The following is a 13,359-nucleotide window of genomic DNA, read 5'->3' as shown; positions in this document are numbered from 1 at the left end:
GTGACCATCCACCACACCGGCGGTGCCGCCGAAGAGTTGCTGCGCAGCAGCGGACGTTTCTTCACCTCGGGGGAGATCTCCGCGGACGGTCGTACGATCACCCGCCGCGGCGGCCGCGAAGGTGACGTCTTCTACCGTGACCGCTGGAGTCACGACAAGGTGGTTCGCTCCACCCACGGCGTCAACTGCACCGGGTCGTGCTCGTGGAAGATCTACGTCAAGGACGGGATCATCACCTGGGAGACGCAGGAGACGGACTATCCCACGGTGGGACCGGACCGTCCCGAGTACGAACCCCGCGGCTGCCCGCGCGGGGCGGCGTTCTCGTGGTACACCTACTCGCCGACGCGGGTGCGCTATCCCTACGCCCGCGGCGTGCTCGTCGAGATGTTCCGCGAGGCCAGGGCCCGGCTCGGTGACCCCGTGCTGGCCTGGGCCGACATCCAGAACGACCCGCAGCGACGCCGCCGGTACCAGCGGGCCCGCGGCAAGGGCGGTCTGGTCCGGGTCACGTGGGCCGAGGCCACCGAGATGATCGCCGCCGCGCACGTGCACACCGTCAAGGAGTACGGCCCCGACCGGGTGGCCGGATTCTCGCCCATCCCGGCGATGTCGATGGTGTCGTTCGCGGCCGGTTCCCGGTTCGTCGAGTTGATCGGCGGCGTCATGACCTCCTTCTACGACTGGTACGCCGACCTGCCCGTCGCATCGCCCCAGGTGTTCGGCGACCAGACCGACGTGCCGGAGTCCGGCGACTGGTGGGACGCGGCGTACCTGATGATGTGGGGATCGAACGTCCCCGTCACCCGGACACCGGACGCGCACTGGATGACCGAGGTCCGTTACCGCGGCACCAAGGTCGTCGTCGTCAGCCCCGACTACGCCGACAACACGAAGTTCGCCGACGAGTGGATGCCGTGCGCGGCGGGCACCGACGGGGCGCTGGCCATGGCGATGGGGCACGTCGTGCTCACCGAGTGCTTCGTGCGACGGCGGGTGCCGTTCTTCGTCGACTACGTCCGCCGGTACACCGACCTGCCGTTCCTGGTCCGGCTCGAGGAACGCGACGGCAGGCTGGTGCCCGGCAAGAACCTCACCGCCGCCGACCTCGGCCAGGACGTGGAGAACGCGGCGTTCAAGCCGGTGCTGCTCGACGGTGCCACCGACACGGTCGCGGTGCCGCACGGCTCCCTCGGGTTCCGCTACGGCGACGACGGAGCCGGAAAATGGAACCTGGACCTGGGCGATCTCGTGCCGGCGCTGACCGTCGCGCATCGGGACGACGCCGCGGACGAGACCGCGCTCGTCCATCTGCCCGGTTTCGACACCGTCGACGGCCACGGCGAGACCGTCGAACGCGGCGTCCCCGTGCGGCGGGTGGGCGGACATCTGGTGTGCACGGTGTTCGACCTCATGCTGGCCCAGTACGGCGTCGCGCGTCCGGGACTGCCCGGACACTGGCCCAGCGGGTACGACGACCCGGCCTCGCCGTACACCCCCGCCTGGCAGGAGCCGATCACCGGGGTCTCCGCCGCACAGGCCGTCCGGATCGCGCGCGAGTTCGCCCGCAACGCGGAGGAATCCGGCGGCCGGTCCATGATCATCATGGGTGCCGGCATCTGCCAGTGGTTCCACGGCGACACCACCTACCGGGCAATTCTCGCCTTGCTGATGCTCACCGGTTCCATGGGCCGCAACGGCGGCGGCTGGGCACACTACGTGGGTCAGGAGAAGTGCCGTCCGGTCACCGGGTGGGCCGCGATGGCCATGGGAACGGACTGGTCCCGCCCGCCTCGGCAGATGGCGGGAACCTCCTACTGGTACGTCCACACGGACCAGTGGCGCTACGACGGGTACCGCGCCGACGCGCTCGCGAGCCCGCTCGGGCGGGGCCGGTTCCGCGACAAGCACACGATGGACGTGATGGTCTCCGCCGTCGCGATGGGGTGGACTCCGTTCTACCCGCAGTTCGATCGCAACACGCACGACCTCGCCGACGAGGCGCGAGCAGCAGGCGAGGACATCCCCGCGTACGTCGCCCGGAAACTCGCGAGCGGCGAGGTGAAGCTGTCGGTCACCGACCCGGACAACCCGCGCAACTGGCCGCGGGTGCTGAACGTGTGGCGGTCCAACCTGCTCGGCTCGTCCAGCAAGGGCAACGAGTACTTCCTGCGGCACCTGCTCGGGACCGACGCCAACATCCAGGGCGCCCCCACCGGCCCGGACCAGCGTCCACACGACGTCGAATGTCCGGACGAGGTGCCCGAAGGCAAACTCGACCTGCTGATGTCGATCGACTTCCGGATGACGTCGACCACCCTGTTCTCCGACGTGGTGCTGCCCGCCGCGACATGGTACGAGAAGGGCGACCTGTCGAGCACCGACATGCATCCCTATATCCACGCGTTCAGTCCCGCGATCGACCCGCCGTGGGAGACCCGTTCCGACTACGAGGCATTCGGCGCCGTCGCGAAGGTGTTCAGCGCGCTGGCGTCGAAGCACCTCGGCACCCGCACCGACATCGTGCTCGGCACTCTGCAGCACGACACCCCGGGGGCGATGGCGTATCCGTCGGGCACGGAGAACAACTGGCGCGTGACCGGGGAGGTGCCGGTCCCGGGCAGGACCATGGGCCCGCTCGCGGTCGTCGAACGGGACTACGGGGCGATCGCCGACAAGTGGTCGACCCTCGGGCCGCTCGTCGACACCCTCGGCCTGACCACCAAGGGCGTCACGACGCACCCGGTGCAGGAGGTCGCGGAACTCGCCGAGAAGTTCGGCGTGATGAATTCCGGTGCGGGCGAGGGCCGCCCGGCGGTCACCAGCGCCGAACGCATGGCCGACGTCATCCTCGCGCTGTCGGGCACCTCGAACGGACGGCTCGCGGTCGAGGGCTTCCGCGAACTCGAGAAGCGTACCGGCCGCCGGCTCGTGCACCTCGCCGAGGGCAGTGAGGAACGCCGTATCACCTACGCCGACACCCAGTCCCGCCCGGTCCCCGTGATCACCAGCCCGGAATGGTCCGGCAGCGAGACCGGTGGGCGCCGCTACGCCCCGTTCACGGTGAACATCGAGGAACTCAAACCGTTCCACACGCTCACCGGCCGCATGCACTTCTACGTCGATCACGACTGGATCGAGGAACTCGGCGAACAACTCCCCACCTACCGCCCGCCGCTGGACATGTCGCGCCTGTTCGGTGAACCGGCCGTCGGCAGCGGCAGCGGCAGTGAACCGGCCGTCGGCAGCGGCGACGGCGTCGGACTGACCGTGCGGTACCTGACCCCGCACTCGAAGTGGTCGATCCACTCCGAGTACCAGGACAACCTGTTCATGCTCTCGCTCTCGCGCGGCGGACCGACCATGTGGATGAGTCCGGCGGACGCGGCGAAGATCTCGGTGCGGGACAACGACTGGGTCGAGGCCGTCAACCGCAACGGCGTCGTGGTGTGCCGCGCGATCGTCTCGCACCGCATGCCCGAGGGTGTCGTGTACGTCTACCACGCGCAGGAGCGCACCATCGATGTGCCGCTCACCGAGACCACCGGTACCCGCGGCGGCATCCACAACTCGCTCACGAAGATCCTGATCAAACCCACCCACATGGCGGGTGGCTACGCGCAGACCGCCTTCGCGTTCAACTACCTCGGGCCCACCGGAAATCAACGCGACGAGGTGACGGTCGTACGCCGCCGGTCGCAGGAGGTCAGGTACTGATGTCGATGCCCACGACCACGACCAGCGAAGCGAGGCCGGCATGAAGGTGATGGCCCAGATGGCGATGGTGATGAACCTCGACAAGTGCATCGGCTGCCATACCTGCTCGGTCACCTGTAAGCAGGCCTGGACCAACCGATCCGGCACCGAGTACGTGTGGTTCAACAACGTCGAGACCCGCCCCGGCCAGGGATACCCGCGCACCTACGAGGACCAGGAACGCTGGCGGGGCGGATGGATCCGCGACCGCAACGGGCGGCTGCGGCTGCGGGACGGCGGCCGGTGGAACAAGCTCTTCCGGATCTTCTCGAATCCGAAGATGCCGGCGATCGACGACTACTACGAGCCGTGGACCTACGACTACGAGAACCTCACCACCGCGCCGCTCGGCGACCAGATCCCGGTGGCGCCGCCGCGAAGTCTGATCAGCGGCAAGCCGATGAAGGTCGAATGGTCGGCGAACTGGGACGACGACCTCGGCGGCTCCCCGGAGATCGTGCCCGACGATCCGGTCCTGAAGAAGGTCGGCGAGCAGGTCCGGCTCGAACTCGAGCAGACCTTCATGTTCTATCTGCCTCGCATCTGCGAGCACTGCCTGAACCCGTCGTGCGTCTCGTCGTGCCCGTCGGGAGCGATGTACAAGCGCGTCGAGGACGGCATCGTTCTCGTCGACCAGGACCGCTGTCGCGGCTGGCGGATGTGCGTGTCCGGATGTCCGTACAAGAAGGTGTATTTCAACCACAAGACCGGCAAGGCCGAGAAGTGCACGTTCTGCTATCCGCGCGTGGAGGTGGGCCTGCCGACCGTGTGCTCCGAGACCTGCGTGGGCCGGCTGCGCTACATCGGCCTCGTGCTCTACGACGCCGACCGGGTGCTCGAGGCCGCGTCCGTCGAGGACGAGAAGGACCTCTACGACGCACTGCGACAGGTGCTGCTCGACCCTGCAGACCCGGAGGTGATCGCCGGCGCCCGCGCCGAGGGCATCTCCGACGAATGGATCGAGGCCGCCCAGCGGTCACCCGTGTACGCGTTGATCAACACGTACCGGGTCGCGTTGCCCCTGCACCCGGAGTACCGCACGATGCCGATGGTCTGGTACGTGCCGCCGCTGTCCCCGGTGGTCGACGCGGTCTCGCGCGACGGTCACGACGGCGAGGACATGGGCAATCTGTTCGGTGCCCTCGAATCGCTGCGCATCCCGATCGAGTATCTGGCGGGACTGTTCACCGCGGGCGACACCGACGCCGTCGAAGCAGTGCTGCACCGGCTCGCCGCGATGCGGTCGTACATGCGGGACATCAACCTGGGCCGGGACACGCGACCGGAGATCCCCGACGCCGTCGGCATGACCGAGGAGCAGATGTACGAGATGTACCGCCTGCTCGCCCTGGCCAAGTACGACGAGCGGTACGTGATCCCGACCGCCTACGCCGCCGAGGGGCACCGGCTCGAGGAATCCGCCACCGACTGCGCCCTGTCGTACGACGGCGGCCCGGGCATGTACGACTCCGGGCCGTTCGGCGAGGCCAGCGGAGGCCCGGTCCCGGTCGCGGTGGAGACCTTCCACGCGCTCCGGCAGCGACAGACCTCCGAGGGAATGGCGGCGAACGCGTCGAATCCCTCCCGCGTGAACCTGCTCAACTGGGACGGTAAGGGCGTGCCCCAGGGGTTGTTCCCGGCCGGGCATCGTGTCGACGACCGGGGGAGTGGGCAATGAGGGCGCGGATACGCCGGGGGCGCGACACCGCGTCGCGGCAACTGCAGCACCGGCTGATCCGGCAGGCGGCTTCGCTGCTGCTGGCATACCCCGACGACGGGCTGCGGTCGCGCCTCGCGACGGTCGACGGTCTTCTCGGGCACATCACCGGGGCACCGGCGCAGCTGTTGAGCCGGACTCTCGCCGCCCTGCGCGACGCCGATCCGTTTGCTGCGCAGGCCGACTACGTCGACACCTTCGACATGCGCCGGCGGTCGACGATGTATCTCACGTACTGGACCGGCGGTGACACCCGCAACCGCGGCACGGCAATCCACGCGTTCGCGCAGGCCTACCGGGAGGCCGGCGTCGAGCCACCGACCGGCGAGGCGCCCGATCATCTGCCGGTGGTGCTCGAATTCGCCGCGACCGTCGACCCGGATGCGGGGGAGCGACTGCTCGCCGCGCACCGGGTCCCGATCGACGTGCTCCGCATCGCACTCGAGGAACGCAATTCCTGCTATGCGGCGACGATCGGGGCGGTGTGTGCGACGTTGCCTCCGGTCGGCGATCAGGAAGTGCACCGCGCCCGGCACCTCGCCGAGGCCGGTCCACCCGCCGAGGCGATCGGTCTCGAACCGTTCACCCTCACGGTCCCGCCGCGCCGGACCGCACCCGCCGCGGCGCAGACCCGAGTCGAAGGAGCCGGCTGACCATGTCCGCAGGGGAGATCTTCTGGGATGTCGCGCCGTACGTCACGATCGCCGTGGTCGTCGTAGGTACGTGGTGGCGCTACCGTTACGACAAGTTCGGCTGGACCACGCGTTCGTCTCAGCTCTACGAGAGCCGGCTGCTGCGCATCGCCAGCCCGATGTTCCACTTCGGGATCCTCGTGGTGATCGTGGGCCACGTGATCGGTCTGCTCATTCCCCAGTCCTGGACCGAGGCGGTCGGCCTGAGCCAGCACGCGTATCACGTGCAGGCGGTGACGCTGGGCACCATCGCCGGGATCGCCACCCTCGTCGGGATCCTGTTGCTGATCTACCGTCGCCGCACCCGTGGTCCGGTGTTCATGGCGACGACGGCCAACGACAAGCTCATGTACGTCGTCCTCGTCGCCGCGATCGTCGCGGGACTCGCCACGACTCTGATGGGCTCGGGTGTCGTGGGGGAGGAGCACAACTATCGCGAGACCGTCTCGCCGTGGTTCCGATCCATCTGGATCCTGCAGCCGCGCGGCGATCTGATGGTGCAGGCACCCCTGTCGTTCCAGCTGCACGCGCTGATCGCCTTGATCCTGTTCGCGCTGTGGCCGTTCACCCGCCTGGTGCACGCCTTCAGCGCGCCCGTCGGATACCTGTTCCGGCCGTATGTGGTCTACCGGAGCCGGGACGTCGCCGCGAAGGGACAGCTCGTCGGGTCGCAGCCTCGCCGCCGCGGGTGGTGACCGGATCGGGTGCACGGCGCCGCGTGTAGTGTGAGTCGTTCAGTCCAGCACACCCACTCGCCTGTAGGACCGTCGAACATCTTCATGGCTGCCACCCGCCGCTCCGCCGCCCCGTCCGTCGCCGCATCCACCTCGGCGCCCACCGAACCCGACGCCGGGGTTCGGCGCACCCTCCTGCCCGGGGGGCTCCGCGTCGTCACCGAGCACGTGCCCGGCGTGCGGTCGGCCGCCGTCGGTGTCTGGGTGGGCGTCGGCTCCCGCGACGAGCAGCCCTCCGTCGCCGGTGCCGCCCACTTCCTCGAGCACCTGCTGTTCAAGGCCACCCCCACCCGGACGGCGCTCGACATCGCCGAACTCGTCGACGGAGTCGGCGGTGAACTCAACGCGTTCACCGCGAAGGAGCACACCTGCTTCTACGCCCACGTGCTCGACGACGACCTGTCCCTGGCCGTCGACCTCGTCGCCGACGTCGTGCTGCGCGGCCGATGCCGCAGCGCCGACGTCGACCTGGAACGACAGGTCGTCCTCGAGGAGATCGCGATGCGCGACGACGATCCGGAGGATCTGCTCGGGGACGCCTTCCTCACCGCGCTGTACGGCGACCACCCGATCGGCCGGCCCATCATCGGCTCGGTCGAGTCGATCGAGGCGATGACCCGCACCCAGTTGCACTCGTTCCACGTGCGGCGGTACACGCCGGACCGCATGGTCGTCGCCGTCGCCGGCAACGTCGACCACGACCACACCGTGGAACTGGTCCGTCGTGCCTTCGCCGGGCACCTCGACCCCGCCGCGACCGCCGCCCCCCGGCGGGAGGGCAGTCTCCGCCTGCGTACGGCGCCGACGCTGAGCATCACCGACCGCGACGGCGAGCAGGCCCACCTGGCGGTCGGTGTGCGGTCCTTCGGCCGCCACGACTCCCGGCGCTGGGCGCTGTCGGTGCTCAACGCCGCGGTCGGTGGCGGCTTGAGCTCACGGTTGTTCCAGGAGATCCGGGAGCAGCGCGGGCTCGCCTACTCGGTGTACTCGGGCGTGGACACCTTCGCCGACACCGGGGCGTTCTCCGTCTACGCCGGGTGCCAGCCCGAGAACCTCGGCGAGGTGGCCGCCCTCGTCCGCGAGGTGCTCACCGACGTCGCCGACAACGGCGTCACCGAGGCGGAGTGCGCCCGTGCCAAGGGCTCGCTGCGCGGCGCCCTGGTGCTCGGCCTCGAGGACACCGGGGCCCGGATGAATCGGATCGGCCGCAGCGAACTGAGCTACGGCACCCACTGGAGCGTCACCGAGACACTCGAGCGGATCTCGTCGGTGAGCGCGGCGGAGGTCCGAGAGGTCGCCGCCGAACTGCTGCACCGGCCGTTCGCTGCGGCCGTCGCCGGGCCGTACCGGCGGCCCCGGGACCTGCCCGCGTCGGTGCGCGCCCTCGTCGCGTGACCGCGGCCTGACCACGGACAGGGACGTCCGGTTGCGTAGGCTGCTGCGGGACGGAGATCGGACGAGGAAGCGTGGAGAGTCAAGTGAACGCAGCAGCAATCCGGGTGGGTGTGCTCGGCGCCAAGGGCAAGGTCGGACAGGCGATCTGCGCGGCCGTCGAGGCGGCCACCGACCTCGAGCTCGTCGCCGCGGTCGACCGGGACGACAGCCTCGAGGACTTCGTCACCTCCCGGGCGCAGGTGGTGGTGGACTTCACCCATCCCGACGTGGTGATGGGCAATCTGCAGTTCCTCGTCGAGCACGGCATCCACGCGGTCGTCGGCACCACCGGATTCGACGAGGCACGGCTCGACCGGGTCCGCGCCTGGCTGGCCGCGAAACCTGAGGTCGGCGTCCTGATCGCGCCGAACTTCGCGATCGGTGCCGTGCTGTCGATGCGCTTCGCGCAGGCCGCAGCTCGGTTCTTCGACTCCGTCGAGGTCATCGAGTTGCACCACCCCAACAAGGCGGACGCGCCCTCGGGCACGGCGTACCGCACCGCGGCGCTCATCGCCGAAGCCCGCGCCGCGGCCGGCGTGGGCCGCAGCCCGGACGCCACGACCACCGAACTCGACGGTGCCCGCGGCGCCGACGTGGCGGGGGTGCGGGTGCACTCCGTGCGTCTGGCCGGTCTCGTCGCCCACCAGGAGGTCCTGCTCGGCACCCAGGGCGAGACCCTGACCATCCGCCACGACTCGATCGACCGCTCCTCCTTCGCACCCGGCGTGCTGCTCGGCGTACGCGAGATCGGCGGCCGGCCCGGCCTCACCGTCGGCATCGACCCGCTCCTCGACCTGTGAGACGCGACCTGGTCAAGGTCCTGGCGCCGATCGTCTTCATCGTTCTCGCGCTGGGGTTCTACTTCGTGCTCCTCGGCGGGCGTGGGCTCGAACTGGTGCGCTCGGGCGAGGCTGCGGCCGTCGGCCTCGGTATCGGCGTGCTGCTGCTGCCGTTGGTGGGTGTGTGGATCGTCTACGCCACCCTGCGGGCCGGTCTCCAGCACCAGCACCTGGCCCGGCGGATCCACGACGAGGGCCTCGAACTCGACGTGAGCGATCTGCCACGCCGGCCCTCGGGACGGGTCGACCGCGACGCCGCCGACGCCCTGTTCGAGCAGGTCAAGGAGGAGTGGGAGGCCGACCCGGACAACTGGCGCCACTCGTACCGGCTGGCCCGCGCCTACGACTACGCCGGTGACCGCGGCCGGGCCCGGGAGACCATGCGCCGGGCGGTCGCCCTCGAGAAGCTCGAACGCACACAGTCCCCCGACTGATCCCGCGCCGAGCGAATGTATCGGTCCTCTCCTCGGCAGTCGCGGGCGGTACATGCGCTCGATCCACGTCGGCGGCACCCGCACCCGGCCCGGCGCGGGTGGCGGGTGCCGTTGCGGGGCACGGACACCGCGCGGCCGGCGACGTACCCTGCAGGGTGTGACCGAGGCTCCTGCCGACGGCGAGCGCACGCTGCTCGTCGTCCACCACACCCCGTCCCCGTCGACCCGCGAGTTGCTCGAGGCGGTGCTCGCCGGGGCGCACGACCCCGACATCGCCGGGGTGCGGGTGCGGACGGTGCCCGCGCTCGGTGCGACGGTGCCGGATGTGCTCGCCGCCGACGGCTACGTGTTCGGCACCACCGCGAACTTCGGGTACATGTCGGGGGCCCTGAAGCACTTCTTCGACACCGTCTACTACCCGTGCCTCGACGCGGTCGCAGGGCGGCCGTACGGGCTGTGGGTGCACGGCAACAACGACACCGCGGGCGCCGTTGCCTCCGTGCGGAAACTCGTCACGGGCCTCGCCCTGGCGCAGGTCACGCAGGACCTCGAGATCACCGGTCCGATCGACGCGAAGGTCCGGGAGCGCTGCTACGAGCTCGGGGCGACCGTCGCGGTGTCCGTGTCACCGGAGGTCTGACCGCGCGGACACCGCGCGGCGCGTCAGAGCAGCTTCTCGACGAACTTCGTCAGCCCCTTCTCGGCGGTCTCCATCGCCATCCTCTGCGCCTTCTTCACCATGAAGCCGGGCAGCGGGATCTTCGGGTCGATCGTGAGGGTGAAGTCCACCCGGGTGCCGCTCTCGGTGGCGGTGAGGGTGTAGGTGCCGTCCTGCTGATGCTGCTGGTGGCTCTCGATCAGGGTCCAGGACATCGACTCGTCGCCGTTCCAGAAGTAGTCCACCACCTGTTCGTCGTGAATTCCGATGATGGACACGGTCATCCGGACGCGGTGGGGGCGGCCGTCCGGGTGGGTGGTCTCGACGACGACGGTCTTGTGCGGACCGGACCACTCCGGCAGTCGATCGACCGCGGCGATGCCCGCCATCACGCGACTCGGGTCGGCCTTGATCTCGAAACTGCTGGAACTGCTGACGGCCATGCGCTCACTTCCTCGGCTTTCGGGTGACGTGCGTCGGCAATGTACCGCACCGCCTCCCGCTCAACCGTCCTCGCGCTCGGAGGTTTCGGACGGACCCGCTCCGGTTTCGTCGGCGGGGCGCCTCGTGGCGCGCTCGTCGGCGCGGCGCTGGTATCGCATCTGTTCGCGCAGCGCCCCCTGGACGGCCTGCGACACCCACGAGTTCAGCGACACGCCGTTCTGGGCCGCCGCCTCCTCGGCGCGGGCCTTGATCTGCTCGACCAGGCGCAGGGTCACCCGGCTGATGTCTCCGGTGACGTCCTCGAAAGTCTGGGCAGGGCTGGGGGTTTCGGCGGACATCTCCGACCGCACCTCGAGTACGGCGTCGTCGCCGTCCAGACGTACGGTGACCACCCGGTCGCCGAGTTCGCCCGAGATCTCCGCCGCCATGTCCGACAGTGCCTGCAGCACGGCCAGGCGGGCGGGCGCAGCGACCGCTGCGGCGAGGGCCGCCGCGGTCCGGCGGGTCTGTTCGTCGCCGAGTTCCGCGGCGGCGACGAGGGAATCGGTGATCGCATCCAGATACGGATCGAGGCGCATGACGCCATCATGACGTCATATGTGATGTCAGTCAAGGCGTCGGAATGCAGCCCGCGGTCGGGTGCCGCCCCGCGCGGCGCTACGGTCGACTGGATCGACAACCTGGAGGAGAACCGATGGCGCCCGAGCCAGTCACGCTCAAGGTCAGGCTGGTGGCCAAGACCGAGTTCGTCCCGCCCGCCGACGTGCCCTGGGAGACCGACGCCGACGGCGGAGAGGCACTCGCCGAGTTCGCAGGCCGGGCGTGCTACCAGAGCTGGTCCAAGCCGAACCCCCGCACGGCCACCAATGCCGGATACCTGCGCCACCTGCTCACGGTCGGGCACCTGTCCGTGCTCGAGCACGGTTCGGTGAGCTTCTACATCACCGGCATCTCCCGGTCCTGCACCCACGAACTCATCCGGCACCGCCACTTCTCCTACTCGCAGCTGTCCCAGCGGTTCGTCCGCGGCAGCGACGCTCCGGTCGTGGTCCCGCCGGCCGTGGCCGGGGACCCGCGACTCGAGGACCTGTTCCTCGCCGCCACCGAGTCCAGCCGGGCCGCGTACATCGAACTGCTCGACGCGCTCGACGAGAAGCTGTCCCATCTGCCCGAGGGGCCGATCCGTGCGAAGCAGGCCCGCGAGGCCGCGCGATCGGTACTGCCCAACGCCACCGAGACCCGCGTCGTCGTCACCGGCAACTATCGATCCTGGCGGCACTTCGTGGCGATGCGTGCGACCGAGCACGCCGACGTCGAGATCCGCCGCCTCGCCGTCGAGTGCCTGCGCCAGCTGCAGGACGCCGCGCCGAACATCTTCGGCGACTTCACTATCACCCGTCTGCCCGACGGTTCCGAGGTTGCCGCCGGTGCCTTCGCGACCGAGACCTGACCGGCAGGTGTGTGTGGAAGAGCCCGGGTCACGCGGTAGCCTTCTGACCATGACCAACGGTGATTCCGCTTCTGCTGTCGAGCTTCCGTTCGGCACCATCGCCACAGCGATGGTGACCCCGTTCACCGCCGACGGCAAGCTCGACGTGGACGCGGGTGTGCGTCTTGCCGCCTATCTGGTCGACGGCGGCTGCGATGCGCTGGTCCTCGCGGGTACCACCGGTGAATCGCCGACCACCACCGAGAACGAGAAGCTCGAGCTGATGCGCGCCGTGCTCGCCGCGGTGGGGGACCGCGCGAAGATCATCGCCGGCGCCGGCAGCAACGACACCGCCCACAGCGTCGAACTGGCCCGCGACGCCGCGCGAGCCGGCGCCCACGGACTGCTCGTCGTCACCCCCTACTATTCCCGGCCGCCGCAGGCCGGGCTCTACGCCCACTTCACGGCCGTCGCGAACGCCACCGACCTGCCCGTCATGCTCTACGACATACCGCCGCGCTCGGTCGTGCCGATCGAAACGGAGACGCTGCGCCGGCTCGCCGAGCACCCCCGCATCGTGGCGGTCAAGGACGCCAAGGGCGACCTCAACGCCGGCGCCGAGCTCATCGGCACCACCGACCTGAAGTTCTACTCCGGAGACGACCCGCTCAACCTCCCGTGGCTGTCGGTCGGTGCCGTCGGATTCGTCAGTGTCATCGGTCATCTCGTGCCCGGCCGCCTGCGGGAGCTGTACGACGCCTTCCAGGCCGGTGATCTCGTCCGCGCTCGCGCGATCAACCTGAGCCTCATGCCGATCCTGCGTGCCGTCTCCCGCCTCGGTGGGGTGAGCGCGTCGAAGGCGGGGCTGCGGTTGATGGGCCTCGACGTCGGCGAGCCCCGCCTGCCGCAGGTGGCGCCGACCTCCCTGCAGATCGACGCACTGGCCGCCGACCTGCACGCCGCAGGGGTGCTCGCATGAGCCGCCCGTCGCGCGGCCGGGGCCGCGCCACCCGCAACGCCGGACCGCCCAGCACCCGGCCCGTCCGCCGGACCGTGCAGAATTCGGCCGACACCCAGCGGCCCGACCCGCGCAAGGTCGCGGACATGTCGGTGCGTCTGGGCACCCCGCCGAAGGCACCGCGCAAGGGTCTGCGCGTCGTCGCGCTCGGCGGCATCGGCGAGATCGGCCGCAACATGACGGTCTTCGAGCACCAGGGCAAGC

General features: G+C 69.8%; 12 protein-coding genes and 1 pseudogene. 11 read left to right on the top strand and 2 right to left on the bottom strand.

Translation table 11 applies throughout. The features are described 5' to 3' along the window. The 8 genes from OEY_RS0104185 (at position 1) to OEY_RS0104150 (ending at position 10,246) form a co-directional block, all read left to right on the top strand. Positions 1-3,717 (top strand): nitrate reductase subunit alpha, encoded by a 3,717-nt coding sequence (locus tag OEY_RS0104185; protein ID WP_010592687.1) that lies wholly within the window; start codon positions 1-3, stop codon positions 3,715-3,717. 40 nt (positions 3,718-3,757) lie between these two features. Beyond that, entirely contained in the window at positions 3,758-5,434 is a 1,677-nt protein-coding gene (gene narH, locus OEY_RS0104180; protein ID WP_010592686.1) for a nitrate reductase subunit beta, read from the top strand. After that, positions 5,431-6,126, top strand: a complete 696-nt coding sequence (narJ, locus tag OEY_RS0104175) for a nitrate reductase molybdenum cofactor assembly chaperone (RefSeq protein WP_010592685.1) — start codon at positions 5,431-5,433, stop codon at positions 6,124-6,126. Before narH ends, narJ begins: the two co-directional genes overlap by 4 nt. A gap of 2 nt (positions 6,127-6,128) precedes the next feature. Next, positions 6,129-6,860: a respiratory nitrate reductase subunit gamma gene (gene narI, locus OEY_RS0104170; protein WP_010592684.1), complete on the top strand. Its 732-nt coding sequence runs from the start codon at positions 6,129-6,131 to the stop codon at positions 6,858-6,860. An 84-nt stretch (positions 6,861-6,944) separates the two neighbouring features. Further along, positions 6,945-8,294 carry a M16 family metallopeptidase gene (locus OEY_RS0104165; protein ID WP_010592683.1) on the top strand — a complete coding sequence of 450 codons (1,350 nt, stop codon included), beginning with the start codon at positions 6,945-6,947 and terminating at the stop codon, positions 8,292-8,294. Between the two features lie 83 nt (positions 8,295-8,377). After that, positions 8,378-9,133, top strand: coding sequence for a 4-hydroxy-tetrahydrodipicolinate reductase (gene dapB / locus OEY_RS0104160; protein ID WP_010592682.1), 756 nt, complete (start codon positions 8,378-8,380; stop codon positions 9,131-9,133). Then, a complete protein-coding gene (locus tag OEY_RS0104155) occupies positions 9,130-9,606 on the top strand; it encodes a hypothetical protein (RefSeq protein WP_010592681.1) in 477 nt (158 codons plus the stop codon). Before dapB ends, OEY_RS0104155 begins: the two co-directional genes overlap by 4 nt. 157 nt (positions 9,607-9,763) lie before the next feature. Continuing rightward, positions 9,764-10,246 (top strand): flavodoxin family protein, encoded by a 483-nt coding sequence (locus OEY_RS0104150; protein ID WP_010592680.1) that lies wholly within the window; start codon positions 9,764-9,766, stop codon positions 10,244-10,246. Between the two features lie 23 nt (positions 10,247-10,269). On the opposite strand, the gene OEY_RS0104145 is transcribed toward OEY_RS0104150, so the two are convergent. Together OEY_RS0104145 and OEY_RS0104140 are read right to left on the bottom strand one after the other, a co-directional pair. After that, a complete protein-coding gene (locus OEY_RS0104145) occupies positions 10,270-10,707 on the bottom strand; it encodes an SRPBCC family protein (RefSeq protein ID WP_010592679.1) in 438 nt (145 codons plus the stop codon). 60 nt (positions 10,708-10,767) lie between these two features. After that, positions 10,768-11,286, bottom strand: coding sequence for a toxin-antitoxin system HicB family antitoxin (locus tag OEY_RS0104140; protein WP_010592678.1), 519 nt, complete (start codon positions 11,284-11,286; stop codon positions 10,768-10,770). Positions 11,287-11,402: 116 nt separating this feature from the next. Here OEY_RS0104140 and thyX point away from each other — a divergent pair, with 116 nt between their 5' ends. The 3 genes and pseudogenes from thyX to OEY_RS28010 form a co-directional block, all read left to right on the top strand. Continuing rightward, complete coding sequence (thyX, locus tag OEY_RS0104135; RefSeq protein ID WP_010592677.1) at positions 11,403-12,158, top strand: FAD-dependent thymidylate synthase; 756 nt, start codon at positions 11,403-11,405, stop codon at positions 12,156-12,158. Positions 12,159-12,207: 49 nt separating this feature from the next. Continuing rightward, entirely contained in the window at positions 12,208-13,116 is a 909-nt protein-coding gene (dapA, locus tag OEY_RS0104130; RefSeq protein ID WP_010592676.1) for a 4-hydroxy-tetrahydrodipicolinate synthase, read from the top strand. Beyond that, a pseudogene (locus tag OEY_RS28010) lies at positions 13,113-13,359 on the top strand (ribonuclease J); the annotation flags it as partial. The gene dapA and the pseudogene OEY_RS28010, both read left to right, overlap by 4 nt.

This window comes from Rhodococcus sp. P14, assembly GCF_000256505.1.
GTDB classification, from domain to species: Bacteria; Actinomycetota; Actinomycetes; order Mycobacteriales; family Mycobacteriaceae; genus Rhodococcus; species Rhodococcus ruber.
The sequence above is the reverse complement of the archived record's forward strand: the minus strand, read 5'-3'. Positions and strand labels throughout refer to the sequence as shown.

Coding starts and splice junctions, on each gene's coding strand:
- narH (WP_010592686.1), top strand. CDS start 3,758: ATGAAGGTGATGGCCCAGATGGCGATGGTGATGAACCTCGACAAGTGC.
- narJ (WP_010592685.1), top strand. CDS start 5,431: ATGAGGGCGCGGATACGCCGGGGGCGCGACACCGCGTCGCGGCAACTG.
- narI (WP_010592684.1), top strand. CDS start 6,129: ATGTCCGCAGGGGAGATCTTCTGGGATGTCGCGCCGTACGTCACGATC.
- OEY_RS0104165 (WP_010592683.1), top strand. CDS start 6,945: ATGGCTGCCACCCGCCGCTCCGCCGCCCCGTCCGTCGCCGCATCCACC.
- OEY_RS0104145 (WP_010592679.1), bottom strand. CDS start 10,707: ATGGCCGTCAGCAGTTCCAGCAGTTTCGAGATCAAGGCCGACCCGAGT.
- OEY_RS0104140 (WP_010592678.1), bottom strand. CDS start 11,286: ATGCGCCTCGATCCGTATCTGGATGCGATCACCGATTCCCTCGTCGCC.
- thyX (WP_010592677.1), top strand. CDS start 11,403: ATGGCGCCCGAGCCAGTCACGCTCAAGGTCAGGCTGGTGGCCAAGACC.
- dapA (WP_010592676.1), top strand. CDS start 12,208: ATGACCAACGGTGATTCCGCTTCTGCTGTCGAGCTTCCGTTCGGCACC.